General features: G+C 41.3%; 25 protein-coding genes and 1 CRISPR repeat array. Of the genes, 13 read left to right on the forward strand and 12 right to left on the reverse strand.

What is annotated here, in order from left to right:
- Positions 1 to 110 precede the first annotated feature (110 nt).
- Positions 111 to 326, reverse strand: coding sequence for a DUF2839 domain-containing protein (locus LC608_RS07020; RefSeq protein ID WP_229552840.1), 216 nt, complete (start codon positions 324 to 326; stop codon positions 111 to 113).
- A gap of 159 nt (positions 327 to 485) precedes the next feature.
- Positions 486 to 2,042, reverse strand: coding sequence for an ATP-dependent DNA helicase (locus LC608_RS07025; RefSeq protein ID WP_229552841.1), 1,557 nt, complete (start codon positions 2,040 to 2,042; stop codon positions 486 to 488).
- Positions 2,043 to 2,188: 146 nt separating this feature from the next.
- On the opposite strand from LC608_RS07025, the gene LC608_RS07030 reads away from it, so the two are divergent.
- Together LC608_RS07030 and LC608_RS07035 are read left to right on the forward strand one after the other, a co-directional pair.
- On the forward strand, positions 2,189 to 3,151 hold the full coding sequence (locus LC608_RS07030) for a M48 family metallopeptidase (protein WP_229552842.1): 963 nt from the start codon (positions 2,189 to 2,191) through the stop codon (positions 3,149 to 3,151).
- Between the two features lie 459 nt (positions 3,152 to 3,610).
- Positions 3,611 to 4,036, forward strand: coding sequence for a hypothetical protein (locus tag LC608_RS07035; RefSeq protein WP_229552843.1), 426 nt, complete (start codon positions 3,611 to 3,613; stop codon positions 4,034 to 4,036).
- Between the two features lie 144 nt (positions 4,037 to 4,180).
- Here LC608_RS07035 and LC608_RS07040 read toward each other — a convergent pair whose 3' ends face one another.
- Both LC608_RS07040 and tnpA read right to left on the reverse strand, forming a co-directional pair.
- Positions 4,181 to 4,621: a Uma2 family endonuclease gene (locus LC608_RS07040; protein WP_229552844.1), complete on the reverse strand. Its 441-nt coding sequence runs from the start codon at positions 4,619 to 4,621 to the stop codon at positions 4,181 to 4,183.
- A 127-nt stretch (positions 4,622 to 4,748) separates the two neighbouring features.
- A complete protein-coding gene (gene tnpA, locus LC608_RS07045; protein ID WP_229552845.1) occupies positions 4,749 to 5,156 on the reverse strand; it encodes an IS200/IS605 family transposase in 408 nt (135 codons plus the stop codon).
- Between the two features lie 24 nt (positions 5,157 to 5,180).
- Here tnpA and LC608_RS07050 point away from each other — a divergent pair, with 24 nt between their 5' ends.
- Both LC608_RS07050 and lysS read left to right on the forward strand, forming a co-directional pair.
- Positions 5,181 to 6,440: a transposase gene (locus tag LC608_RS07050; RefSeq protein WP_229552846.1), complete on the forward strand. Its 1,260-nt coding sequence runs from the start codon at positions 5,181 to 5,183 to the stop codon at positions 6,438 to 6,440.
- A gap of 215 nt (positions 6,441 to 6,655) precedes the next feature.
- Positions 6,656 to 8,341, forward strand: a complete 1,686-nt coding sequence (gene lysS / locus LC608_RS07055; protein ID WP_229552847.1) for a lysine--tRNA ligase — start codon at positions 6,656 to 6,658, stop codon at positions 8,339 to 8,341.
- Positions 8,342 to 8,643: 302 nt separating this feature from the next.
- On the opposite strand, the gene LC608_RS07060 is transcribed toward lysS, so the two are convergent.
- Both LC608_RS07060 and LC608_RS07065 read right to left on the reverse strand, forming a co-directional pair.
- Positions 8,644 to 9,099, reverse strand: coding sequence for a DUF29 domain-containing protein (locus LC608_RS07060; protein WP_229552931.1), 456 nt, complete (start codon positions 9,097 to 9,099; stop codon positions 8,644 to 8,646).
- A gap of 307 nt (positions 9,100 to 9,406) precedes the next feature.
- The gene (locus LC608_RS07065) at positions 9,407 to 10,003 is read right to left on the reverse strand and encodes a glyoxalase-like domain protein (protein ID WP_190735826.1); all 597 of its coding nucleotides are present in this window, start codon (positions 10,001 to 10,003) and stop codon (positions 9,407 to 9,409) included.
- A gap of 196 nt (positions 10,004 to 10,199) precedes the next feature.
- On the opposite strand from LC608_RS07065, the gene LC608_RS07070 reads away from it, so the two are divergent.
- Both LC608_RS07070 and LC608_RS07075 read left to right on the forward strand, forming a co-directional pair.
- On the forward strand, positions 10,200 to 10,829 hold the full coding sequence (locus LC608_RS07070; RefSeq protein WP_229552848.1) for a sigma-70 family RNA polymerase sigma factor: 630 nt from the start codon (positions 10,200 to 10,202) through the stop codon (positions 10,827 to 10,829).
- 97 nt (positions 10,830 to 10,926) lie between these two features.
- Positions 10,927 to 12,009, forward strand: a complete 1,083-nt coding sequence (locus LC608_RS07075) for a tetratricopeptide repeat protein (protein ID WP_229552849.1) — start codon at positions 10,927 to 10,929, stop codon at positions 12,007 to 12,009.
- 65 nt (positions 12,010 to 12,074) lie between these two features.
- Here LC608_RS07075 and LC608_RS07080 read toward each other — a convergent pair whose 3' ends face one another.
- Entirely contained in the window at positions 12,075 to 12,743 is a 669-nt protein-coding gene (locus LC608_RS07080) for a hypothetical protein (protein ID WP_229552850.1), read from the reverse strand.
- 373 nt (positions 12,744 to 13,116) lie between these two features.
- A complete protein-coding gene (locus LC608_RS07085; RefSeq protein ID WP_229552851.1) occupies positions 13,117 to 14,583 on the reverse strand; it encodes a cell wall metabolism sensor histidine kinase WalK in 1,467 nt (488 codons plus the stop codon).
- 523 nt (positions 14,584 to 15,106) lie between these two features.
- Here LC608_RS07085 and ppk1 point away from each other — a divergent pair.
- Both ppk1 and LC608_RS07095 read left to right on the forward strand, forming a co-directional pair.
- Positions 15,107 to 17,287, forward strand: a complete 2,181-nt coding sequence (ppk1, locus tag LC608_RS07090; RefSeq protein WP_229552852.1) for a polyphosphate kinase 1 — start codon at positions 15,107 to 15,109, stop codon at positions 17,285 to 17,287.
- Between the two features lie 190 nt (positions 17,288 to 17,477).
- Positions 17,478 to 17,894 (forward strand): response regulator transcription factor, encoded by a 417-nt coding sequence (locus tag LC608_RS07095; protein WP_229552853.1) that lies wholly within the window; start codon positions 17,478 to 17,480, stop codon positions 17,892 to 17,894.
- A gap of 129 nt (positions 17,895 to 18,023) precedes the next feature.
- Here LC608_RS07095 and LC608_RS07100 read toward each other — a convergent pair whose 3' ends face one another.
- The gene (locus tag LC608_RS07100) at positions 18,024 to 18,197 is read right to left on the reverse strand and encodes a hypothetical protein (protein WP_229552854.1); all 174 of its coding nucleotides are present in this window, start codon (positions 18,195 to 18,197) and stop codon (positions 18,024 to 18,026) included.
- A 308-nt stretch (positions 18,198 to 18,505) separates the two neighbouring features.
- Between LC608_RS07100 and LC608_RS07105 the strand changes: the two genes are divergently transcribed.
- Positions 18,506 to 19,075, forward strand: coding sequence for a DUF2854 domain-containing protein (locus tag LC608_RS07105; RefSeq protein WP_229552855.1), 570 nt, complete (start codon positions 18,506 to 18,508; stop codon positions 19,073 to 19,075).
- Positions 19,076 to 19,410: 335 nt separating this feature from the next.
- On the opposite strand, the gene LC608_RS07110 is transcribed toward LC608_RS07105, so the two are convergent.
- The gene (locus LC608_RS07110) at positions 19,411 to 19,671 is read right to left on the reverse strand and encodes a chlororespiratory reduction protein 7 (RefSeq protein WP_229552856.1); all 261 of its coding nucleotides are present in this window, start codon (positions 19,669 to 19,671) and stop codon (positions 19,411 to 19,413) included.
- 596 nt (positions 19,672 to 20,267) lie between these two features.
- Here LC608_RS07110 and LC608_RS07115 point away from each other — a divergent pair.
- Both LC608_RS07115 and LC608_RS07120 read left to right on the forward strand, forming a co-directional pair.
- The gene (locus tag LC608_RS07115; RefSeq protein ID WP_229552857.1) at positions 20,268 to 20,468 is read left to right on the forward strand and encodes a hypothetical protein; all 201 of its coding nucleotides are present in this window, start codon (positions 20,268 to 20,270) and stop codon (positions 20,466 to 20,468) included.
- Positions 20,456 to 21,481 (forward strand): PleD family two-component system response regulator, encoded by a 1,026-nt coding sequence (locus LC608_RS07120; protein ID WP_229552858.1) that lies wholly within the window; start codon positions 20,456 to 20,458, stop codon positions 21,479 to 21,481. Before LC608_RS07115 ends, LC608_RS07120 begins: the two co-directional genes overlap by 13 nt.
- A 196-nt stretch (positions 21,482 to 21,677) precedes the next feature.
- On the opposite strand, the gene LC608_RS07125 is transcribed toward LC608_RS07120, so the two are convergent.
- Entirely contained in the window at positions 21,678 to 22,883 is a 1,206-nt protein-coding gene (locus LC608_RS07125; RefSeq protein ID WP_229552859.1) for a histidine kinase, read from the reverse strand.
- Between the two features lie 574 nt (positions 22,884 to 23,457).
- Here LC608_RS07125 and LC608_RS07130 point away from each other — a divergent pair.
- Positions 23,458 to 23,676, forward strand: a complete 219-nt coding sequence (locus LC608_RS07130) for a hypothetical protein (RefSeq protein WP_229552860.1) — start codon at positions 23,458 to 23,460, stop codon at positions 23,674 to 23,676.
- A 331-nt stretch (positions 23,677 to 24,007) separates the two neighbouring features.
- On the opposite strand, the gene LC608_RS07135 is transcribed toward LC608_RS07130, so the two are convergent.
- Complete coding sequence (locus tag LC608_RS07135; RefSeq protein WP_229552861.1) at positions 24,008 to 24,883, reverse strand: phosphodiester glycosidase family protein; 876 nt, start codon at positions 24,881 to 24,883, stop codon at positions 24,008 to 24,010.
- 300 nt (positions 24,884 to 25,183) lie between these two features.
- Positions 25,184 to 25,437: a CRISPR direct-repeat array (repeat unit 37 nt; unit sequence GTTGCAAAACACCTTATCCCTTATAGGGATTGAAACT).
- A gap of 43 nt (positions 25,438 to 25,480) precedes the next feature.
- Here LC608_RS07135 and LC608_RS07140 point away from each other — a divergent pair.
- Positions 25,481 to 25,801, forward strand: a complete 321-nt coding sequence (locus LC608_RS07140; RefSeq protein WP_229552862.1) for a hypothetical protein — start codon at positions 25,481 to 25,483, stop codon at positions 25,799 to 25,801.
- Positions 25,802 to 26,048: the final 247 nt, after the last annotated feature.

Genomic DNA, 26,048 nt, shown 5'->3' on the forward strand with positions numbered 1-26,048 from the left:
GAATTTACGCATTGACAGAAAATACCAAATATGTTGATTGTAAAAAATCACATCTGTCGTAGGGGTAAAGCCCATTGCTAAACCCCTACAACGCGAGTCTACAGTAGCGTTTAGTAGACTACTTGCCACCAACCGAAGGCTGGGCCAATAAAACGGATAGTTGCCCATGCTACAACCATAAGACCAATGCCTATCCAGGCACCACGAGTTGTCCAACTAACAAATAATTCGGCTTGCTTTTTTGTGATGGGAAGCCAAGGCAAGATGCGAGTTTCTTGACCGTATGTTTCCCCTTGTGTGATTTTACGACGCTTTGCTTCACCCATAATCAGCAACTCAAATTTTTACTTAGGTTCTATCTAAATTTATCTTGCCAGGAATCATAACTACAGAGAGGCAATAAACTGATAATAGTGCTTGCTTTTAGACGATCGCGCTTTGGTTGACAAAATGTAAATTGGGCATTGGGCATTGATAACTGAACTCTAAGCAGAATTTTCTTCATCGGTATTAGAAAACAGACTGGGGTCGAGATAGTTAATGCGGGCTAGAGGACTTAAAGCTGCAAGAATTTGAGCGCCGTAGCTGCGATTAACTACACGACTATCAAGTAAAGCAACAATACCTTGACTTTCTCGGACTGGAGCGATCGCTCTTTGTAATTCACTCAAGGCAGCTGGCAACAAATATAAACGAAACCAATCTTGATGCAATCGCTTATAACGAGCTACCCTACCAGCTACTAGCGGATTTTCTAAAGATGGTAAAGGTAAAGTAGCAATAATTAACAGATGGGGTGCTGGTAAGACTCGCTGATGTTCTCGCCAAAATTCCCAACCGCTAATCAAAATACCATTTTCATCTAAACAAGTTTTTTCTACCTGCACCCGCGAACCAAATTCTGAAGCCAGAATTGCCGCAACTTGAGACTTGAGTGGTACATCCCCCACCAAGACAACCGTTAATCCTGGTGCTGTAGCACTAAGACAAACCAGTGTGCGGACTTTGTGAATAAATGCCGCTTGAAATTCTGGCGTGTTAGGTAGGGGCAATTTATAAGGTACATACAGTTGAATTGCTTCCGCTTGTCTCTCTGCAGAGAACTTCAGACAAGTTAAATCGTCCAAACCAAGGCGCTGTCGGAAAAGAGGAGCCTCAGTTTCCGGTTCGATAGCGCTGCCAATTAAAACTACTGGTTGTCGCTGCCAAATAGGTGAGAGGATTTCACCTAATTCCATTGGGGCGTAGTGTAAAGAAAATAAACCTTGTCGATGGGCAATAGTCGCCCAGAAGAGGGCAGGGGGACCAGGGGGGGAAAGATTTTCATCAAGGGTTTGAAATTGCTGCCAGAAATTTTTCCAATTATCTGGGAGGTTGGCTTGATCTAAAGCTAAATAGAGACGGCTTAAAATTTCTATTTCTGGCTGGGAAATTAGGTAGCACTGATATGGATTAACAGGATGCTGAAAAAGTTGGTGTGTAAGTTGTATCCTTGCTTCACGAATTACCTCAGCCTGATTTGGGCAAGCCAGCATCAGTTGCTCCCAATCATCGGGTTGAATATCTTGGGTAAGTTGATGACGTACCCAATCTTCTAGATTATCTACCCCATCAATAATTGTAGGGATGCCTTGGGGAAAGCGATCGCCACCAGCAAATTGTCCTTTTAACCAAGCTTCTGGAGAGGTCAACAGTAGCCCTTGAAACTCAGCATTAGGCCAAGCGTCACCTGTCCTAATCGCTTTGTTGGCTGGTAGCCACTGCTGTAGACGGGGAATTTCCACCCGCAGCAGAAGTTGCTGCACCGCTTCTTGAGCAACAATAATTACAGGGCCATGCCACATCAGGGCTGATGCTATGAAACTAGTACGATATCGCCCTTGATAGCCACAAACCGCCCCTACTTGAATTAGGGCACTACGTCCCAGGCGCAAGGCGCGTGCTACCAACCGTGCCATCGTCAAATGATGGGGCCAGGAAGGGAACCCCGCCTGCGATCGCAAAAAGTTATGTAGTGAAAAATGAACTTCTGCTTCAATCACACGCTTTTAATTCCATACAAAGTGACTTTTACTTCCAATTGCCCCACTTCTATTATGTTGTCCTTTGTCCTTTGTCATTTGTCCTTTACTAATGACTAATGACCAATGACCAATGACCAATGACTAATCACCCAACACCCTGAATTATGCCAACTTACACAGGAATTTCCAGCGAAGCCTTCAGGCATCCACTAGACCGCCAAGCCGAGCAAGCTTTACGAAATTTACCAGGATTTGATTTAATTGCTCGTAAATTTGTGGAATTTATCTACGAACGCCCTCAGTTAGTCTATCTAATGGGTAACACCATCCAAGTCGGGCCGCGTCAATATTCCACTATTTACCAGATGTTTCGGGAATGCGTCCGAGATTTGGACATTTACCCAGAACCGACACTGTTTGTCTCGCAAAATCCCCAAGCAAATAGCTATGCGCTGGGGCAAGAGAATCCTTACATAGTCATAAATACAGGGATACTAGACTTACTAGACGAAGCCGAGATTCGGGTGGTGCTAGCCCATGAACTAGGGCATATTAAATGTGGTCATACTATTTTAATTCAAATGGCGATGTGGGCGATGAGTGCTGCTTCCGCCTTGGGAGAATTGACCTTCGGTATCGGTAATATTGTCACACAAGGTTTGATTTACGCCTTTTTTGAGTGGCGGCGGAAAGCCGAGTTATCGTCAGATCGCGCCGCACTACTAGTCATGGATGACTTGAATCCCGTCATGTCAACGATGATGAAACTCTCTGGCGGTAGTAACAAATATGCCAATGAATGTAGTTTACAAGAGTTTATCAAGCAGTCAGAAAATTATCAGGCACTGGATCAAGATGGATTGAATCAGGTGTATAAATTCTTAATGTACAATGGCGCTCAAGGTACGATGTTGACCCATCCTTTCCCAGTGGAACGCCTGCATTACTTACGGGCGTGGGCAGTATCCGAAGAATACCAGCAAATTCGCCGAGGAAATTATCAGCGATCGCCTGCTTCCGGCTCAGTAAATGTTGCAGCCGATTCTTCCCCAAATGAAACAGAAACTTTACGCCGTCAAATTGAAGAATTACAACGGGAAATCGACAGAATGAAAAGGTCTGAGTAGTTTTGAGTGCTAAATGAACTTATATATAGTGCGTTAGATTTGCCTAATGCACTATTTATATCTCTTTTAGCACATACTTTGTCTGAGGGATTTCCAGAAATTAAATTTAGAAATTACACATTGACAGATAATTAATATTATGCATTTAAGCCAAATTTCTGTGATAGGTGTTCTAAAATAAAGTCACGAGCTAGTTGCAAGACTTAGGCATTGACAGATTAACAGAAATGAGCAATCAAGTGATAATTTTGTAAAAACTTGAATTTGAGTCTGGATTTTAGCAAAAATAATTCAGTTAAGTTTGCCATTCTAGTTTTTTTGGATTCCCTTAAAGCGGATAATATTTTCTAGGTGAACTACTATCCTCTTGGGGGTGGATAAATTCAAGATTCAAAATTAAAGACTTGAAGATTGCTTAACTATATCTCAGCATTAAATTAGATGTAGGCATTTCTGAATATGGCAATTCACTTGACAAAACGGCTTTCTGTGTTCGCTGCTATTCTAGCTTTTGTCCTTTCCATGCCGGGAATTGCCTTAGCTGCACCCGTTCAACTCCATACTACTTCTGGTGTCATTTCCGCCCAAACTACCAAAACTGCAACCTACTCCACCTCGTCGGAGATTAACCTGACTCCCTTACAACGCCAAGAACTCCAGGCTGTGCGCCAGCGAAGAAATAGGGAAATTGAGGCAGTCTTAAACACATCGCAACGTGCCCAACTTAATCACCATCTCCGGGCTGGTAATAATATCAATCAAGCCCTAGAAAAACTGCATTTGCAACCAGAACAGCAAGATTTTGTAAAGGCGATCGGGCAATTTACTAACTTGAAAATGAAAGCTATTTCATCTAGGCATTCGCTAACAGTAGATCATAAATAAAGGTTTGACTTGTACATTAAATTATTGAATCGTTGTCATAGAAGATATCAATCATATTTTCTATGACAGTCTTTTGGATAAAATGCGATCAAGCGATCGCACTTTTTATTTAAAAAATTTCATACTCAATTTCTGTTACCTAACTTATGGAAACAGTTGACTGATCTGGACTTCAACTTCTGGAAATGCAATCAAGGATAACGTTGCATCCTCCTGCAAAATAAATTGTTGATTGTAGCCTTGCAAAAGTGGTTCGCCCAAAACAAAAACCTGACGCTGATTCACATCCAAAATCCAGTAGTCAGTAATTCCTGCATTAGCATATAAAGGTGCTTTCTGTTTCCGATCCGTGTCTAGCGTTGTATCTGCTACCTCAATCAATAAAAAGATTTCATTGGGTGCAGCATGATGATTAATGTACTTTCGCGCATCAATGCGGACAACAGCAATATCTGGTTCAGGTTCCGAGTATTGGCTTAATTGAATCGGATCTTGCACCCGAACTAAGGCAACTTCTGCTAGCGAACGCTTGAGATAATCAGACGCACACAGCGTTGTTGCTGCATGGGGGGGATTATTTGGCACTCATGGGGATAACTTGCCCATCTAAACCTCCGGGGTACTCCCGCCACATTGGTACTCCAATTGGCGGTGACGGGGGATAGGAGGGCTGATTGAGTGGGGGTCAATGCCTCCGAAATCAGCATTTTTCTTAATTATTTGGACTGCTTTGCTTCTCAACATAAGACTTAAGTTGTTCCAAGGTAACGCCTCCACATGAGGCGACAAAGTACGCACCTGTCCAAAAAACAGGTTTGCTATAAAACTGGCTAACGTGTTCATGAAATTCCTTCCGAATTAATCGACTAGACACTGTTTTTAGGTTGTTCACTAGCTTGCTTATTTCCACGTCCGGCGGGTAACTAATAACCAAGTGAACATGGTCTGACTCTGCGTTGTACTCTGTTACCTTGCTCCTCCACTTAGCGCAAGTGCTTTCAAATATTTCTTGCAGTCGTTTGAGCATTGCTTGGTTTATAACTTTCTTTCGGTACTTAGTGACAAGCACTAAATGAATATTAAGGCTATAAACTGCTCTGTGCCCTGTATTGTAAGTCATGCCACCAAATGGTATTATGACTATATGTTACTAACTTACCAGTTCAAACTCAACCCTACTCCCGAACAAGTTGTCATTATTGAGACTTGGGGAGAGTTGCTGCGCCGTCACTGGAACTACGCACTAGGGGAAAGATTGGACTGGCTAAGGCGTACAAGGTCGCAGATTGACCGATGCAGCTTAGTTTCTGAACCAATTGGGAGGATACCAGACAAACCTGATTACTATACACAAGCGTCAAATCTCAAAGAAACTAAAGAGTTATTTCCTGACTACAAAAACATTTATGCCGACTGCCAACAACAAAATTTGATCAGGTTGGACAAGGCGTGGAAACGATGGCTCATACCTGATAAGAAAGGTAAGAGAGGAGGTAAACCACGTTTTAAAAAGCGTGGTGATATAAGTTCATTTACTTTCCCGCGTGTTAATTCACCCAAGGCTGGCGCACATCTAATAGGTAATACTCTCAAGCTGTCCAATATTGGTGAGATTGAAGTTATCTTGCATCGACCAATTCCAGAAGGATTCGAGATTAAGCAAGCAACAATTTTAAGTAAAGCTGATGGGTGGTATTGCAGTTTTTCTCTTGAGGATAAAACTGTACCTGAATTGCTGCCGATTGACGAAATTAAAACTGCTACTGGCATAGATGTCGGGTTGGAAAAGTTTTTAACTACTGCTGATGGAGAAAGTATTGAAGTGCCGCAGTATTACCGTAAGGCACAGTCTACATTAGCCCGTCAACAACGCAAGCTTGCACGTAAAATTAATGGGTCTAAGAATTACAAAAAACAAGCCAAGAAGGTTGCTATTACTCATCTGCACGTTGCAAGACAAAGGAAAGAGTTTCATTATCAAGTTGCTCATTGGTTGGTTAATTCATACGACTTAATTGTTTTTGAAAACCTGAACATTAGAGGATTGGCTAGAACACGACTAGCTAAATCAATACTAGATGTTGCGTGGGGCGCATTCCTCCAAACTATGGAAGCAGTAGCGGTAAGACGCGGCAAACATACAGTAGGAGTTGACCCCAGAGGCACAAGTATTAATTGTTCGAGTTGTGCTGAAAGGGTAGAAAAAACCCTTGCAAAACGCGAGCATAGTTGTTCTTGTGGATTGGTCATTGACCGCGACTGGAATAGCGCATTGAACCTTTTAAAGCGTGGGTCGGTTGGACTACCGACTCCTGTCTGTGGAGGCTTAGACAGTAGTCAGCCTGTGAAGCAGAAAGTCTCTTATGTGAATTTGAGTGTCGGACGCTACATTGCTTGCAATTAGCGGTGAGAGTTGTCACCAATCAGTTCTACCCGTTCATCAACTGTGATAATACCCGTCTCAAGCATCCGGTGATATTCATCTACATTCCACAAGCGCACTCTAGTTTGCGTCATTGTATTTGGTTTGGCGATATTATCATCTGCAAAGTGCAAATATCTCTTACTCTCAACTTTTGCAGCATCTATAATTAATCTTGCCCTATTTAGTTCGTTACCATGTCGGAAGAAGATATCCGAGCCGCTAGGCTGGAGAAAGTAGAACAACTCAAGCAGCTAGGGACTAATCCCTACGCCTATCGTTGGGAATCTACCCATCATGCAGCGCAGTTGCAAGAACAGTTTGCCGATTTAGCCAGTGGTGAAGAAGTTGATTTAGAAGTTGCGATCGCTGGACGCATTATGGCGCGTCGCGTTTTTGGTAAACTGGCTTTCTTCACCTTGCAAGATGAAACTGGCACAATTCAGCTTTATTTGGATAAAAATCGCATCCAAGAAAGCATGGCAGATATTGATGCTGATGCCTTCAATCATTTAAAACAACTCACAGATGCAGGCGATATCCTGGGAGTTAAAGGTACTATTAAACGGACTGAAAAGGGCGAGTTATCTGTCTACGTTAAACAATATACTATCCTGACTAAATCCCTGTTGCCGCTACCCGACAAGTGGCATGGATTAACGGATGTTGCCAAGCGCTACCGTCAGCGCTACGTTGACTTGATTGTTAACCCGGAAGTGCGGCAAACTTTCCGCCGTCGCGCCCAAATTACTGCTGGTATTCGCCGTTATTTAGAAGAACGAGATTTTCTAGAAATTGAAACGCCAGTTTTGCAAAGTGAGACTGGGGGTGCAGATGCGCGTCCATTTATCACTTACCACAACACCTTAGAAATGGAGTTGTATCTGCGAATTGCCACAGAACTTCATCTCAAGCGGTTGATTGTGGGTGGTTTTGAAAAGGTTTTTGAATTAGGGCGGGTTTTTCGTAATGAGGGAATTTCAACTCGACACAATCCCGAATTTACAACGATTGAACTTTACCAAGCCTACGCCGACTACAACGATATGATGGCGCTGACTGAGGGGATTATTACCACTGTCGCCCAAGACGTACTCGGCACATTGCAAATTACCTACCAAGGGGAACCTATAGATTTAACACCACCTTGGCGGCGAGTGACAATGCACGATTTAGTTAAAGAATTTACAGACTTGGATTTCAATTCTTTCCAAACATTGGAAGAAGCAAAAACAGCAAGTAAAAATGCAGCTATTCCTGGTGTAGATGAAGCCAAATCAATTGGAAAGTTACTGAATTTAGCTTTTGAAGAGAAAGTAGAAGCTAATTTAATTCAACCTACCTTTGTAATTGATTACCCAGTAGAAATTTCGCCCCTAGCAAAACCCCACCGTTCTCAACCTGGTTTGGTAGAAAGATTTGAGTTATTTATAGTAGGGCGAGAAACTGGCAATAGCTTCTCAGAACTTACAGATCCCATCGATCAAAGAGAACGCCTAGAAGCCCAAGCTGAAAGAAAAGCTGCTGGCGACTTAGAAGCTCAAGGTGTAGATGAAGACTTTTTGACAGCCCTTGAATACGGTATGCCGCCTACAGGTGGTTTAGGGATTGGGATTGATCGGTTGGTAATGTTATTAACTGATTGTGCCAGTATTCGGGATGCGATCGCCTTCCCGCTACTTAAGCCTGAAGGCAGCGTTATTAAGCAATTTACCTATGAGCCAAAAACTCAAACACTGACTATTGAATTTGATAGTGGAAGTGTTTACGAGTATTTCAAAGTACCTCCCAGTGTCAAGGAAGACTTTGACAATGCACCGTCTAAAGGTCAATACTTTAACAAGTTCATTAAAGGTAAATTTAAGTTTGAACAGTTGAGTTGAGCTAGGAATTATAATTCAAAAATAATTACTAATTCGTAATGGGCTATGCCCTCTACGCTAACGTAATTCGTAATTAAAGCTTCAACTCTGTTTAACAGTCGGGTGCGTTATGGTTTTGCCTAACGCACCATTTTTATTTGCCACAGTTTACGGTGATATAGGACTCATATTTGATTTTTGAACAAAACTCAGTACACCTTTATTCCTTCTTCCCAGTCCCCAGTCCCCAGTCCCTTACCTCTACGAGTGATTCAGAAATCAAATCGGATTGCTATAAAAGAAGTATTGAGGTAATTACTCGGTTACTCATCAACCTGATTTATATTTGGTAAAAATTCAGTATTCAGAGTTTGGTCTAAAGTGTAGGGACATATTTCTGGAAAAACCTGCTCACCCAACTCAGTTTCTCGAATCGCTAAAGCCAAGCCTAGTTCATAAACAGTCAGAAAAACTTCATCAAGATAGGGTTTCAAACTAGGGCTATCTTGCAGAAGCAGCTTAATTTGAATACGTTGCTCTCTAATCGTACTCAACCAGCTATTGCTACGTTTTTCAGGTTGAAATTGCCATTTCAGTAAGTGTCCTAGCAATACTCCTAGACGGTTCCTCAATTCTTGTCGTTCTCTTCTACCCAAAGTTTCAATTTCTTCAATTAGGTTAACTGTATCTAATTGCTCCCATTGTTGAGTTTTGAGCAAGCTAACCTGCTCTTGAGTCCAAGTATAAAAGTCTGTTTCATAGAGATGAGATGTGTACATCTTTTCAAGGGTCATAAGTTTCTACCTAGCAAAACCCTATAAGTGATCGATTCATCGTTCATAAGTAGTCAGACAGAATTAATTACACAATATCATTGCGAATGGAGCCAACCGGAATGTTCGCGGAGCTTGCAATGACTGTAAATATTTTTGTTTGATTACTGAGCAAGGTTTATCTGGACTAAAGTCCCTACTACAAACTTTAATTTATTTACGACTAGCCACTTAAAAAAAGATTGGGTGGAGCGATGCCTACGACGGCAAATTACGCACCCCACCCAATCTAAAACGATCTAAAATCTAACGACTAATTCGCTACTTCAGCCACCTCAATCACGCGCCCTTCATAGTCCTTGACCAAAAAATTCAGGGGCTTTTGGTTGCGAATCTTGAATTTCAAACCGCGCACTTCGACTCGCATTAAAATCATTTCCAAGCAGTCGTGATCAAAACAAACGTGGCGTTGCTGATTTTTGCTGCCTAAACTCGCGCCAGTAATGACATGTAGCTGGGTGTTTTTCTTCAATTGATACCACAGCCCATCATTGGCATTATTCATCATTTTGCTAGACAAGCTCGGCCCAGTAGACATATATAGTGGATCAATGCCAGTTGCGCCGATAGTTTGTTCGTAATTGTAGTAGTAGTGCAATGGCACCTCAGCTGCTGGCAAATCTAGCAGCCCTTCATACAACTGTCGGGCAATCTCCAAATCCGACACCATTACAGTGTGTACTTTTGGAGCACTGGTGAGAAACATCCACATTGCGCCAGCGTAAGCTGCTAGCAGCATCACCATAATGCCTTGAGTGGAGAACAGGCTATCTAAGGGCAGAGAAGGCAGAAAGGAGCCTAAGGTAAGGGGACTGAGCAGGAACGATATCACACTAACTGCTATAACCATGAACAAATAAGGATTCTATAAGGGAGCCGATTTTATGATTGTCGATTAAGACTAAAATTAAGTCTTTGTTTCTAGTTTATCAATACTCAAGTAGTCTGAGCTTGGGCTACAAACTGGGCAACACCAAGATATTATGCGATTAGCTACCGGAGTGCAATTCCCAAAACTATTTTAACAACTATCCATCGAAAGGCTTATGCAAATTCCTCATTTCCCGGAAGCTAATCACCCCCTGGTAAAGTCGCTGTTCCATCACAGTGACCATGAACTACTGACTCTGTTTCAGCAAAATCCAGATGCCGGAAAGTACTTCACGGTGATTTTTTGTCGCTATAGTCCCATAGTGTATACCTTAATTCGTCATTCGGCGCGATCGCCTGTGCAGGCAGATTATCTGTTTGCCCTCACCTGGCGACATATTTACTACGAACTCGGTGGACTAAATTTAAGCGACTCTGAATCAGGTAAGGAAGCCCTAACCATGCAAAATTGGTTAATCAATATGACAGCTTTTTGTATTAACGAGATTAAAGTACCACCCACAGAAGCAATTCATTATTCTCTGCGAGCGACTTCGCCGCCATTATGGTGCTATGTACAACAGGCATTAGACCAACTACCACCTGTTTTGCGATTAATCGTGTTAATGGCTCAAACTTTCCACTGGAGCGAAACTAGAATCGCCGCCTATCTGCAAGCCGAAGGAGAAGCGATCGCTCCAAGCGAAGTAGCCGATTTTCTCCAGGAAGGCTATCGTATGTTAGAGGACAAATTACCCACAGATATCCGCACTATATACTTTGGAGAAGATTTAGTGCAATCATAACTTAAGTATAAATCCGTATATTGTTTGTCTTCAATTAAAAAATTAAAACTTTTTCTTAGACCTTCTACTTAAACCCGCAACTTTAGGGGTAATTTTTATGAAACAACGGCTTGTATTTCCCAGGCAAAAGGTAGGCTTAATTTGTGTAGGTGCGATTTCTCGTCCCCAAATACTTTTACAGAGCTTTTTACTATTTACTTTTTTGCTGAGTCCCATAGCTGCGAGTGCAGCTGATATTACGCAACAACTCCACCGTCCAATAAATAGTTCCGTTGGACGACAATCAAGAGATGAAGCAGATAGCTTGCTGACTATTGGTAAACAACAATACGCTTCAGGATATGCCGATAAAACAATTACGTCTTGCTTGCGGGCATTAGAACTATATCACGCAATTGGCGACCTGAAAGCACAAGGTCTAGCTTACAATTTACTTGCTAAGGCTTATATCCAGCTTGGTAGTCTAAAAGAGGCGGAAGATTCTTTAAGAAGAGGATTAGCGATCGCTCGTGATACTAAAGACTTCCAATCTCAGGTTTTTGTGCTAAATAATATCGGTACATTTTTCCTGCAACAAGGAGAATTTGCTGCTGCCAGCAATTCTGTTGAAGATGCACTTGCAATTGCTCAGGGTGTCAAAAACATTGAAGGAGAAGGACTATCTTTAAGTAATTTGGGTTTAGTAACTGCCAGGTTAGGAGATTATAACAAGGCAATTAAATTGTATGAAAATGCTTTAATTTTCCGCCGTCAGACTGGCGATGCCATCGGTGAAGCAAATACTTTGAATAATTTAGGAGATGCTTACTTAGCATCTGGAAATTATCAAGATACCATTGGCACTTATGGGGCAGCAATGCAGATAGCTAAAACCAACCGCGATCGCACTAATGAATTACGGGCAATTGACGGTTTAGTTACTGCTCACACTGCTGTCGGACGTTATGAACGGGCTTCTGATTTACTAGAGCAACGTTTAGCACTCGCTAAAGAATTGCAAAATTTGCGAGAAGAATTAAAATCTTTTGAGTCTTACGCTCAGTTATACAAGCAACAAGGTAATTACCTAACTGCCCGCAATTTTTACGAAAGGGCGATTATACTGGCGCGGACATTGGAAGACAGCAAGCAAGAAGTGCAATTGCTCGATCAGCTAACTATAATGCTTCAGCGCAAGTAGGGGCAATTCATGTAGACGCAAAGCGGCTTCCCGCAGGGTATTGCCCCTACTTTGGTACTATTTAATTAATTCAAGAACACTGAACCGTTTCTTTCGATTCTCATAGTACTTCTACCCTGTGCTGCATTCGTAGCTTCGTCAAATCTAACTTCCAAACTTCCTGTCTCTGAAGAGGGTTGGGGAGTTACTATCAGCTGTCCGCCATCTTGTCGTTCAAATGTGACTGTTACTGGTGCCCGTAGACCTTGTAGTGTTACATAAGATTTACCTTGTAGCGATCGCGGTGCCGTATCGCCAATTACTTGGTAGGTTACATTAGCCGCAGTGTCATTTATCAACCTGATATTAACTCTACCATTACTCAGTGCGATCGTAGCGCTGGGGGTTTGCCGTGGTTGTAGTAGTGGTTGATCGGTGGAAACCCCTCCTGGTGAGGGCTGTTGAGTTTGATCTCTAGGGGCTGGGCGTGCTGGTCTAGCACCTGGCTCTGGTGGTACGGGAGACATTTGCCCCTCACCCGGAGGAACTGGGCGTGCTGGTATAGCACCTGGATCTGGTGGTACGGGAGCCTGAGAGCGGTTATAAGGTGGTTCGCTAAAAATACTGGGACTTGGGTTAACCTTGGGAGTAGATTCTTGTGCTACTGCTTGAGGAATTGCTGGCAGACTAATCAGTAATCCCCCAAAAATAGCGCCAAATAACTCAGCAGACTTGCGAAATTTTTGAAACTTCATATTCTTTCTTGGCTCCTAGAAAAACTTCAATTTTTATTTTTTACAAAGATTGATACAGCAGAAAATTAAATTAGTTTTTCTCAGTCGTTAAATACATCTAATATTTAACAAACCACTCGATTTTTTATATCTAGCTAAGGATGCGAAAATCATCTAAATAAATACATATATTTCATTCTCAAGACTGAAAGCCTCAATCATTCAATAAGACCACAGACTTTAATCATTGTCATTAACCACATTTTTGTAACAGTTAAATTGTCTTGTTTAACAACATACCGCTATAAAATAAATTTCCTGACTAATAGTTAAAGTCCAGTTGAGTGGACTGAAATCTTACATCTATCACAGGAAACAAATATTTCTCGCAGAGTTAAGACTCAAGAGTTATTGGTAAAGTGACAGTAAAGGTGGTGCCAATGCCTTGAGTACTTTCAACTTGAATATGACCCTGGTGATGTTCGACAATAGCTTGAGCGATCGCTAATCCCAATCCTGAACCAGTAGCACTGGCTGTAGCTGTATTCGCAGTTGTATGAGTCCGTGCCGGATCTACCCGATAAAACCGGTCAAACAAGCGTGGTAGTGCTTCTGCTGGAATTCCAACTCCGGTATCACTCACTTTAACTTGCAACTGGGCGCTGGTATAACGTAGTCCAGAAACGCGATTTATTCCTTCTATCCGCGCCAATTCCACTTTCACCCGTCCACCTGCTGGAGTGTAATGCAAAGCGTTAGCAATTAAATTTGTGAACAGCCGCACCAGTTGATCCCAATTGCCCACAAGGGTAAACCAATTTTCCAGTAATTCCGGGCTAGTTTCGGAAGCTGGAGGATCAACTAAGTCTAGAGAAAGAGCGATTTTTTTCTCCGGGACTAACAATTGTTGTTCTTCAACCACTTCCATCAGCAAGGCATCTAGCGGACAAGGTGAAAAAGTATCTTTGCTAATACCACTATCCTGTCGTGCTAAGAACAGTAAGTCATTAACTAACTTACCCAAACGCTGCGTTAACCGTTCCACTACTTTTAATTGTTGTCGATACTGCAAAGAATTAGTCGTTTCTGTCTCTGTTAAATCCAAGTCAGCAAGGGCGACTTGCACATTTGTTTGAATCAAAGTAATGGGACTTCTAAGTTCATGAGAAGCATCAGCAGTAAATTGTTTGAGGCGTTGGTAAGACTCTCCTACAGGCTCCATCGCTTTACCCGAAAGAAACCAACCACTTGCGCCCACAGAAAGCACCATTAACCCAATACCTAGCGCCAAATCAAAAATTAACTGGCGACTGGGTTTAGTGACTTCAAACCAGGGATGACTAACACGCAGATATCCTAATACTTGCCGCCCCACTTCCACCCGTTGGGTAACTTGTCGTAATAACAGTGGGGAGTGGGGAGTGAGGAGTTTATCATCTTTGCCTTTTTCTTCCTCGCCCTTAACTACGCGCACAGTTTCACCAGTGCGGTTGGCATGAATGGGAATATTTAAGGGTTCAGATAGCGTTGACCAAATTAATTCACCAGTCGGACTAAACCATTCTAGGTCGATGTGGTCATCTTCTACGGTGTCGGTATTGTCACGAAAACTGGCTTCTAGATTATTAATGCGAAATTTATCTGCATCAGCATTAATTGGTTCAAATATGAGCTTAGATGCACAGGGGCTGGTTGTAAGACAACGCTCCACTATTTCTACTACATGATTAAGGGTATCGTCAATGCGCTCAATCAGTGTACTGCGGACGTATAAATAAACGCCACTGGCAAACAGTAGTAGTAATACAGCAGTGACAGTAGTATACCAAAGGGCGAGACGGCGACGAGTAGCTTGAAACATATTTTTTCAATCGATTTTTTGACTGAATATACCTAATTTAAGTATTTATACTGATCAAAATACCGGGTGCGGCTGCATCAATAGCCTATAGTTACTCTGGTAGAACTTTAGGTTTCGGTAGTTCGCTACGCCTATTCACTGACAAATATGCCAAATTAAGCTTAAGTGCGTTACACTATAGACCAAACTTAGAAACTAATGCCTTTATATCTGCAAAGTGTTAGCGTAGCGTCTCTACTCTAGTCCATTAATGCCAGCAGATGGCTTGATAATAGCTGCTGCCTCATCAATGGTGAGAGCTTTTACACCAGTGTTAATACCTTTGAGGATACCTGGAACATTATCAGAAATATGGTTTGCGGATCTAAGTCTCTCGAAAACCTGTATTTCAGATGATTAAAAGCTGCTGTAAAACTTAGCTATTACTAACTGTTGTCTCAGCGTTACACTCAAGCACCATTTAACTTACTATGTTTAGTATCCCCCAGTTAAATGGGCTATATCTCCCTGCCTTTAAGTCATTATGGCAAAATCGAAAAAAAGCGCCAATCCCATCAATCTAAACGATCCACAATATTATCTTAACCGAGAGTTAAGCTGGCTAGAATTTAATGGCAGGGTATTACATGAAGCCTGTGACGATCGCACACCCCTTCTAGAACGCCTAAAGTTTTTAGCAATTTTCAACTCTAATTTAGATGAGTTTTTCATGGTACGCGTTGCTGGTTTAAAGCAACAAGTAGAGGCGAAAGTCAGCTTGTTAACTTCCGATGGGCGGACACCACAACAACAGTTAGACGATATTAGGTCTACCCTCACTCCCCAGGTAAAGAAAGAGCATCAACATTTTGAGCAAGTACTTCGTCCCCTATTAGCAAATCACGGTATCCATATTCTGGATTACATAGATTTGAATCAAAAACAACGGACTCATCTCAACAGTTATTTTGAGGAACAAGTCTTTCCAGTTTTGACTCCTCTGGCTGTTGATCCTAGTCATCCCTTTCCTTTTATTTCTAATCTCAGTCTGAATCTGGCTGTTGTGGTCAAAAACCCAGACACCGAAGAAGAATTCTTTGCCAGAGTTAAAGTCCCCAGTGTTCTCCCCCGATTTTTACCGATACCGCCGGAGTTGGGAGATCAGAAAAACGACAAACTTGCCCACTGGACTGGTGTACCTTTAGAACAAGCGATCGCTCATAACTTGGAATCTCTATTTCCAGGGATGAATATTCAAGAATATCATCCGTTCCGCATTACTCGTGATGCCGATTTGATCTTAGAAGAAGATGAAGCAGATGATTTGTTGTTTGCCATCGAACAGGAATTGCGAAAACGGCGCTTGGGTGGAAGTCCAGTCCGGTTAGAACTTCAATCCCAGACTCCTGAAATAGTGCGATCGCGATTATTGCATGATTTGGAATTAACAGAAAGCGATCTCTACGAAGTAGACGGTCTTTTGGGACTGCGGGATTTAATGTATTTTATGTCCTTGCCATTGCCGGAACTCAAAGATCCACCACGCCAATCTGTTGTACCATTACGTTTGCAAAGACTCAGGGAACCGAGTTTAGACCCAGATACGCTGGAGACGGACGAAGGAAAAGACTTTTTTGCTGTGATTCGGGAAAAGGATTTGCTTGTACACCATCCCTATCAATCCTTTTCGGCTACAGTAGTGCGTTTTATTACCCATGCTGCCTACGATCCGAATGTTTTAGCCATCAAAATGACCCTTTACCGGACTTCTGGCGACTCGCCCATCGTCAACGCCTTAATTGCCGCCGCCGAAAATGGTAAACAGATATCCGTACTGGTGGAATTAAAAGCACGATTTGATGAGGAGAATAATATTTACTGGGCAAAACGACTAGAAAGAGTCGGGGTTCATGTTGTCTATGGTTTAGTGGGGCTGAAAACCCACAGTAAAACCGTCATGGTGGTACGACGGGAAAAAGACCGGATACGTCGGTATGTGCATATTGGTACTGGTAACTATAACCCCAAAACGGCACGACTGTATACAGATTTGGGATTGTTCAGTTGCCGTGAAGAATTAGGTGCTGACGTCACAGATTTATTTAATTTCTTGACAGGCTACTCCCTGCAAAAGTCTTATCGAGAGTTGCTGGTTGCGCCTGTGAATATGCGCGATCGCTTTTTGGCACTAATTCACCGCGAAATCGAAAATGTTCAAAATGGATTTTCTGGACGCATCGTTGCCAAAATGAATTCCCTAGTTGATCCGCAAATTATAGCCACTTTATATGAAGCTTCCCGCGCCGGGGTGCAAATAGACTTAATTATCAGGGGCGTTTGCTGTTTGCGTCCAGGACTCAAAGACATTAGTGAAAATATTCGCATAATCAGCATTGTGGGTCGCTTTTTAGAACACTCTCGGATTTATTATTTTCATAACAATACACAGGAAGAAATCTATATTGGCAGCGCCGACTGGATGCGCCGCAATTTAGATCGCCGAGTGGAAGTAATTACCCCAGTCAAAGACCCAGATATTGCCAAAGATTTGCAAGAAATTATGGGAATTATGCTTGCAGATAATCGCCAAGCTTGGGAATTACAAGCCGATGGCACTTACGTTCAACGGCGTCCTTATGATGATTCTCCAGAAGCTAATTCACAAAAAATTCTCATTAACATGGCATTACGCTCAACTGGTATACCCTCAAACCTGATTGATTAAAAATAAGTTACTTCTACCTTGACAACTAGCTCAACTTAGTTTTTTTAGAAAACTTGATTTTTCTGAGAAGTTATCTAAGTTATTTGTCATGGTTTAACACAAGTTATTCAACCATAGGATAGAGTCAGTACTGGCATTTTTTCTCATAAACTAGAGAGGTTGTTCTGAAATAATTTCGTCTTTCCCCTTAATGTTAATGTTATCCTGTGAGCTTTCTACCTTGCGTGTTCTAGTAGTTGATGACCACGAACTGACTCGTTTAACCTTACAATTAGTTTTTTCTTGTCAGGAAAATATTCAAGTAGTAGGTTTAGCCAGTAATGGTGAAGAAGCTATAGAAATGGTTAAACGTTGCCATCCTGACGTAATTGTTCTAGATTTACAGATGCCAGTCATGGATGGCTGGAGTGCGTCTAGTCACATTAAAGCTATATCTCCCAACACCCAGATCCTTGCTTACTCCTCAGTAGAAGACGTAAATTTTCAGGGGACAAAGGCAATGTCTAACTTTGATAACGTTTGCAAGAAAGACGTACCTACAAGCGAACTTATTGCACTAGTTAGGCAGTTAGGTCAGCGTACAGGAGATGGTTCGGTTGCAGGATAAATTATACAGCTATATTGCTTCGCTAACTCACACTTAGTTGAATTCTGGGGATTTGAGGACATGATAATACTAAGAAGCGTCGGTATAACCTGAAGTTTACGGTTAAACCGACGCAATTTTTGATAATTTCTACTCTACCGGAATGGTGCGTCTAAATTCATCAATTAATTCATCCAGTTCTTCCAAAGCCTGATTTACGTCAACTCTCAAACTTCCCAAATTTGGCTGCTCCAGTAGACCTAACAGGTACTCGCGTTTGCTTTGAACTACAGCAATTCGTTCTTTTATAGTCTGTATATCCATTATTTTTTTCCTATCTTTAACTACCTTTAAATTTAAAGTTAACTCAAAATCCAACATTCTGGGGCAATAATACGCCCTTACTAGTCTACTACACGAACTTTGTGCTTTAGAAATCCGTGTTCTTGCGTCTACGCAAATTCTTATACAAAGAAGGCAAAACCCCTTGACTTCTTACCGTGTCAGTCTTAACCTACCAATTTGGAGTTGGTTGAATATTACTGTCTAGGAAGGATGTTCTTCCCTAATTAGTTATTTATAGCCGATGATAATAAAACTGAGGTATTCAGAATTTATATTAATTTAAGCTCATGCTACGCAAAATCTCTTTGGGAACACTCGGTTTAACTATCGGCGGCATATTAACCATTATGGGTTTCGTCGCCTATGGTGTTAATAATGCCACATTAAATCTTGTCGGATTTTTTTACGGAATTCCTCTATTATTGGGAGGATTGGCGCTGAAAGCTAATGAACTAAAGCCAGTGCCCTTTACTGAAACTACGTCACCGTCAGCATTGATATTGCGGGAACAGCAAGCAACTGACACCCAAAATAAAATTCGCAAAGACATCACCCGATATTGTTACGGTCAAGATGCTCATCTAGATACAACACTTGCTTTTCTGGGTTTGAGTCCTTCAGATCAGGAACGACCAACAGTAACAGGCTTGCGAGAAACAGAAGTTAATGGCAGCTATGCCCTAGTTTTAGAATTTGATTCACCGCTAATACCAATTGATGTCTGGCAACAAAAGCAGGAAAAAATGACTAACTATTTTGGTCCTGGATTGGAGGTTCAAATAACCCAGCCATCTGAAAACAAAATTGAGCTAGCACTGATCAATACTCAAAAAGAGTCACTAGTCACTAGTCAATAGTCAAGAACAAAAATTCTCGTTACCCAAATTCGATTCTTTTATGTACCAATCCTGAATCAAACGCGCATCTCCCAAATTATCAAAGAAGTTGGGGATTTGCCAATACGGTTCGAATAAGCAGGGTGAGCAGGGCATAAAAGAGGGTATTTTTGAGTAATTCTTCTCTCATCCTGCTTCCAATACTGCGTAGGTTAAGCCTAAAAAATAACTCCAATGTAGGTTGGGTTGAGGAACAAAACCTAACATTCTCAGGACTTTGTTGGGTAACACTTAAGTTCAACCCAACCTACAAATCTATTGTCTGTTATGCTACTTTTTAATCGCTAACTAAAAAGTTACTTTTCTAAACGAACTGCATACCACTGCAAATATTGCCCAGGAGCAATATCTAATTCGCAGGTAGTGTCAAGTAAATATTGTGCTTGAGCTTCCGCATTATCAAATTTTTGTAAGTCAGGCGGCAAATCTTGAATTACAAGTTGTTGAAGAGTTGTTTTGAGCTTTTCTAATAACTCTGATTGTGTCAGAAATTGTTCTGGTTGATTTGTTTCTAGAACAACAAAGTGTTCTTGCTGATACATTAATGAATCTGGCATTTTGAATATTTAGTGAAAGTGAATGGGAATAGGTTTTGATTTTTGGTGAAAGAAAATGGCAGTTTTATATGCTAATTCTGAATTAATTGTAAGATTAATCTATTCAATAAGTCTTAATTTAGCATATCTAAATTTTATAGAGTATTATTTATTAATTTGGTGTATTTATTTTAGAATAAATAACTATAAGTTTTTATTTAGCTAAAATATATTCCCAATAAAATAATAATTTTTAATTATTTTATTAACCCAATATTAATCTACAAAAAAGCTTTGTTTAAGGTCAATTTATATTCTATGTAATTATACTAGAAATCTCTAGCCGTTGTCGAATAGACTAAATAAATTTGAGTCAAGCGATATTAATATTTAGTGTTAACTATCTTTTGAGCGCACTTGTGATTTTTGCTTTGCGCTGTATCTTTAGGTTTCTAAACCAACTACAGAATTAAATAAATAAGGTATGGATTTGCAATTTTTTTTAAAATCGCAATTTAACTTTAACAATGGGGAAATATAAAAGTAATATTTCCTCTCCTAACCATAGGCGAACAAAAAGGTAAGAATTGCCTTCGTGTTCCAATTATAGATTGTCTATGCAACTTAGTTATCTACCGCTTGCTTGGCTCATTAACCTTGAGCAGTCTATTATCAAAAAACACTTGATTGTGAAGTCAGACACACCTTTGCCGCAAATCCTGGCATTGATGAAAAGAGCGATCGCCCCCACGCGATTGAGTTGCACAGCCTTTTTCAGGATAGTTCTGCAAGTGGAAGGCAACTCATGTCAGGCATAACTCCATTTTCTGTTTCTAAGCAACCACCACTGATTCTAGTAGCTGATGATGACAAGACCATCCGAGTATTGTTGCGTAAAGTTATGGAACAAGAAGGTTATCGAGTGGTCGAGGCCAATGATGGTAAGCAATGTTTAGATGCTTACGAGATTATCAAACCGGATATAGTTTTGCTAGATGCTGTAATGCCTGTGATGGATGGTTTTACCTGCTGTAAGCACTTGCTCCAGATTGCCAGGAATAATTTAATCTCAGCCCTTGCAACCTTTGATACTGACTCTGGACTTAATAATACTGTGATATCCAAGATATGGAAGCGCACTCCCATATTGATGATCACATGCTTGGATGATGAAGAATCCGTAGACCGTGCTTTTGAAGCAGGGGCGACTGATTATGTCACTAAGCCAATCCACTGGCCTGTATTACGCCAGCGATTGCGTCGCCTGCTACAGCAAGCACAAGTCTACAAACAGTTGGAGGCGGCAAACCAAGCTTTATACCACCTCGCCAATGTAGATGGCTTAACTGAGTTGGCAAATCGCCGCCGTTTTGACGATTATCTCAATACTCAGTGGATTAATCTGGCACAAGAGGAATCTCCTCTGTCAATGATTTTATGTGATATCGACTATTTTAAATTTTATAACGATAAATATGGTCATCCTGCTGGAGATGTCTGTTTACAAAAGGTAGGTGCTTTATTAAGCCTCAAGGTGCAAAAACATCAGGATTTAGTAGCGCGTTATGGTGGCGAAGAATTTGCTGTGATTCTGCCATATACGCCTACATCTGGCGCACTTCACGTTGCCGCAGCGATACAAGAGGGAATCAAAGATTTGCAAATTGTTCACGATGGGTCTGCGGTGAGTCAGCATGTCACGCTAAGTATGGGCGTGGCTACTGTTGTGCCCACTTGGGAATCCTCACCTTCAGATTTGATTGTGCAGGCAGATAAAGCACTCTACCAAGCAAAGACTGAGGGGCGCGATCGCTTTGTCTCAAGTTTTTAATTGTCATTTGTCATTAGTCATTTGTGAATGGCCAGAAATAAAAAGTACAGAGCAAATAAATTTATTTATGGAAAATAAAAAATGTATTTCGAGACACGTAGTGCAAGAAATACTACCTCAGTTGACTCAGAGCAAATAAATTTATGGGCTTGGTAAATTTTTGACTTTTGACTTCCCCAAAGGGGCTGACCAATCTCTAAGAAGGATAAACTGGTAGTGTGAAGTGGAACCATGCTCCGTTATTGGGGGCAGAATCTACCCAAATTTGACCATAATGTGCCAGGATGATGCGTTGGCATAAACAAAGACCAATCCCGTAACCTTCTGTACCTTCATCCCGTTGCAGGCGGAAGTGATTTTCAAAGATGCGATCGCGATTCTCTATAGGAATACCAGGCCCGGTATCGCCGATACTAAACTGAACTTTTTGGGTAGTGCGATGCAATCCGGCAATGCTAATCTTGCCACCTTCTGGGGTATATTTGATGGCATTATCCAACAGATTCACTAACACTTGCCGGATGCGTTCTGGGTCAGCATATACATAAGGCAAGTCATTAGGAATATCTGTTTCTACCTCTTGGGATTTGGCGGTGTAGCGATCGCACAATTCTTCTAGTACATCTAAGCACACTTTACCCAGTTGTACTTTTTGTGGTATAATTGGCAACTCTGTATCTTTGCCACGACCAACCTCTAAAAGGTCAGCAATCATCCGGTCAATAACCTTAGTTTGATTGCGGGCTTGTTTTAATAAATGCGTCGTCATTGATGGCTTGAGGCGCTGGAATTGCCCAGTCTCTAAATTGTAATTAGATTGGAGAGTTTCAATAGCGATCGCAGCAGCAGTTAGCGGATTGCGGAGATCGTGCGCCAGCATAGCAATCACCCGGTCTTTAAACTGTAGCTGCTCTTGGAGGTTATCTTTTTCCTGTTTCAAGCGAAAAATTTCGTCTGAGAGTCGAATTAGTTCCGCAGAAACAGCAACTGAACGGATAGTGGATTTGGGTGATGTCGCCCTAGGATTGTCGTCGATACGTTCTTGTAAGTCTTCCTGTACTTTTAAGTAGGCGTCTACAGCCGCTTGCCAGCGAGGCCACCAGTTTTTTAATTGCGCTATGATATTACTCCCAGCCAGAACCTGTCGTGGTTCGGGATGGATTTTAATTAAAGCTGGCGTTGCGATCAATTTAAAGTGTTCTGCTAAGTAAGGTTGTTGTCCAACATCAATAGTTTCAACTTCAAAACTATACTCAGCCTGCAATTCTTTTAAGTAAGCACGGATTCGCTGCACTTGTTGTCGGGACTTGGGTCGTCCATCGACAAACAGTAGCAGTTGGAGTGGAGCCTCAGAATAAATAGGCTGATCCTGGGAAACTTGCATGTAATCGTGTTTCAGCACTGGTAACAACCCGGCGACGCTTTACAGAAAGTAAAATAGACTGACGGTTGTCGATGGTCGTTGTTTTTTCTTCAATTTAATATCTATTTTAGATTCTTAATACTCCTATCAGTTCTGCGTTTTTGACATCAGATATATCTTTTTCACCCTTTTGCCCGGTTTTGGTTAACTTTATCTCCAAGAAACACCCAAGTCCGTTGAATATAAGTCTTAATTTGCCCTGAAGCAAAAATTTTCGCCAGAGCTAGCAGGTGAAAAGTTTAACACTGTGTCAATTTGAGTACTTGTTTTGAACAAGTAACCACCGAAGCAAACGCAGACGCTAATTGTATCTAATCTATCAGGAAGTTGTTAACTGTTCAGACCAAATTTGTAGAGGGCTTTCTCAACCGTCAGTGCATCCGATGAAGTGTTTTTTTTGCCTCTACCCAATCCTAGTAATAATTGGGAAAACAGTCACAGCTAAGTATGTACTGTCTCTATAACTTGCGAAGCGCACCTTTTGTCGAGCCTTCCTACAAGAACCCCCACCCTATACCAGAAGAACAGGGGATGGATTGCCAAAGAGAAAACTTTGGATAACATAGAGGCGATGCCTACGGCGGTAAACTACGCACTTTTAGAGAAAGCACTCACTGCTTTCGAGGCTGCCAAGAAAGTCTTGACTATAGCACAAGTAGCACTTTTCCTAGAAAATCAATCTAGAGATACTAGAGAAACTGCCGTGACACTTGACTACTTTGCCTATTATCACCCCGACCCCAAGAACCACAGACTTACGCTAAGTTCCTGAAATTGCTTAATAGTGGCATTTTTCACCTATTGCCTTATTCAGCTTACCATCGTCAGATGAATAATTTCCAGAATCGATTGTCAGCGGACGTTAGCGAACTTTATCCATTCCCCTCCTTGAGTGAGGCTAAAGGGGCCTTTAGTCCTAGTCTATCACTTCAGTTGCTTGGCGAGCGCATTACAACTAGTGCATCTGGAAGAAGATTAGAGCTTTTGCTAGCTACACTGTTCTTTGGTGAGTTAACAATCAGTTATCGGCTATGTCAACTGAATATTTCCAGAACTCTTTAAATCGCAGAGAACTTAAAAGGTAAAGTTGGCTTGACACAGTATTAGTTTTCCTGAACCAGCAAAACTGATTTCACAGGACGCTTTATAGGATTTCCTTCCAAATCAACCTTCCCGTAAAAAGTTTTGCCATTGTAATAAAGCGAAGACGAACTCCCCCCATCAAGATTCATCGCTTGATCAGCACCAAGAGTTTTCATAAAATCAGCTAATGCTGGCAAAGATATCCCATTAGCGGGAGCCGAGGGTTTTTGAGCCACCATCACTAAAACAACGCTCCCATCACGGGTAATACCCACGGCAGTTCTGGCGTTAGGTTGGTTGCTGCCAAGTGCATCTCGTTTATTGGTATTATCTACAAAGCCCTCTTTTGCTAACGTGAGTTCTGGTAATAGGTTTGGGCCTGCGCCTATAGAATCGACTAACTGACAACCTGCTGGCGGTGACTGATTGTGTAGAGCAATGGCATAGCGGTTAGTTTGCCCACATAAGTAGCGGCGGAATTCTGCGCGATTGAATATTTTACCCAGGTAAGGTTTTAAGTTGGGATTATTCACTAATCGCTCGTTTTCCTTGGGGTCAGCAACCAACTTCCCGTATAAGATGACATAAGATGTAGATTTTTGGTTAACTGGGTCAAAAAAACCTGCGTTCAAAATAGCTACGGCTCGATGCTTTTGGGCAAATTCCTCTACAGTGGCTACCTTCTGTGATAATGCAGGAGTTACCAAAAATTTGCTATTAGCTGGAATCAACAGAACGTGAGCAATGCTTTGGGGTAAAGTGCGCTCGAAGTAGCGGATAGTTTTTGGTGGTGAAGATGCAACAGTTGGTATTGACGGTGTTGAGAAACGCAAGTTCAACCACAACACCATTGCCAAACTAATTAATATCAAAGCCAATAGTTTGATTTTTCTCACATTTAAACTCACTTGCAGTTAGCTCAAACAGGACTTAGGCAATAATACTTCGCAAACTCTTATTCCTCCGTGTTCTCTGTGCCTCTGTAGTTCGATTTTCGTTAAAGCGATCGCTAATTTTTAACTGATAGTAAAAATGCTCTCAAAAGCCCTACTCGATTAGAACTGTCGCACACCTTGCTGTATAAGCATTTTAAAGACTTTTCACTCTTATAAGAGCTTGAAAACTTTGCTATTATGTACACATCCGCGAAACTAAACCTTAAAACCCAAATACAGCAAAGCTTTCAAAGGTCAGCCGTTGCAAAACACCTTATCCCTTATAGGGATTGAAACTTTTGGAGGCTTTGGAAACTCGACCAAAATAAAGGTTGCAAAACACCTTATCCCTTATAGGGATTGAAACTCTCAAGTGCATCCCCATAGAAAGATTCATCGACAAGTTGCAAAACACCTTATCCCTTATAGGGATTGAAACTATTTGGGTTGACAGTTAAGGTGAACCAGAGTTAAACGTTCCAAAACACCTTATCCCTTATAGGGATTGAAACGCTTGAAACTTACTAAATCTAAATCCCTATCGAGGATTGAAAGACGATGTTAGAAACCACAAACCTGAAAAATATCTCCAAAAAATTCGCTATAGCTAGAAATTATGCTTCTTTCAAAGAAAATGAGGCAATGAGAGCTATTGCTTATAGCATGGATTTACTACTACCTGGTTTGTATATATGGCTACTTGGTTTTAGTATTCGCATTGGTGGGAGCGTACCAGATGATATTCCCTATAAATATCCCGGTAAAATTCACAGTTACACTGGAATTGCTTTAGTATTACCAGGATATAGAATTTTTACGACTTACCAGGGTAGCTATGACCCTAAACAGACATCAAATACAGGGACTAACGGCTTTTAATTGTACGGTTCTTGACTCAAATAGTTTTGAAACCCTAATGACTCAGGCAGGGTATTCAATCTCAGGTAGCGCACCTGCACAGTCTAATAGAATAAAAGTATGGTGGATTCATAACCAATACCCAAGAGTCGAGTCCGTATATAGTCCAGGCAAAAGAATAGTGATAACGGCGTATCATATTAACTGATATATTTTATTTCTATTAACCAATTTCCAACATGAGCAGAAAATTTTGGTTGATAGGATT

The sequence above is a fragment of the Nostoc sp. XA010 genome (assembly GCF_020829625.1).
Taxonomy (GTDB): Bacteria; Cyanobacteriota; Cyanobacteriia; order Cyanobacteriales; family Nostocaceae; genus Nostoc.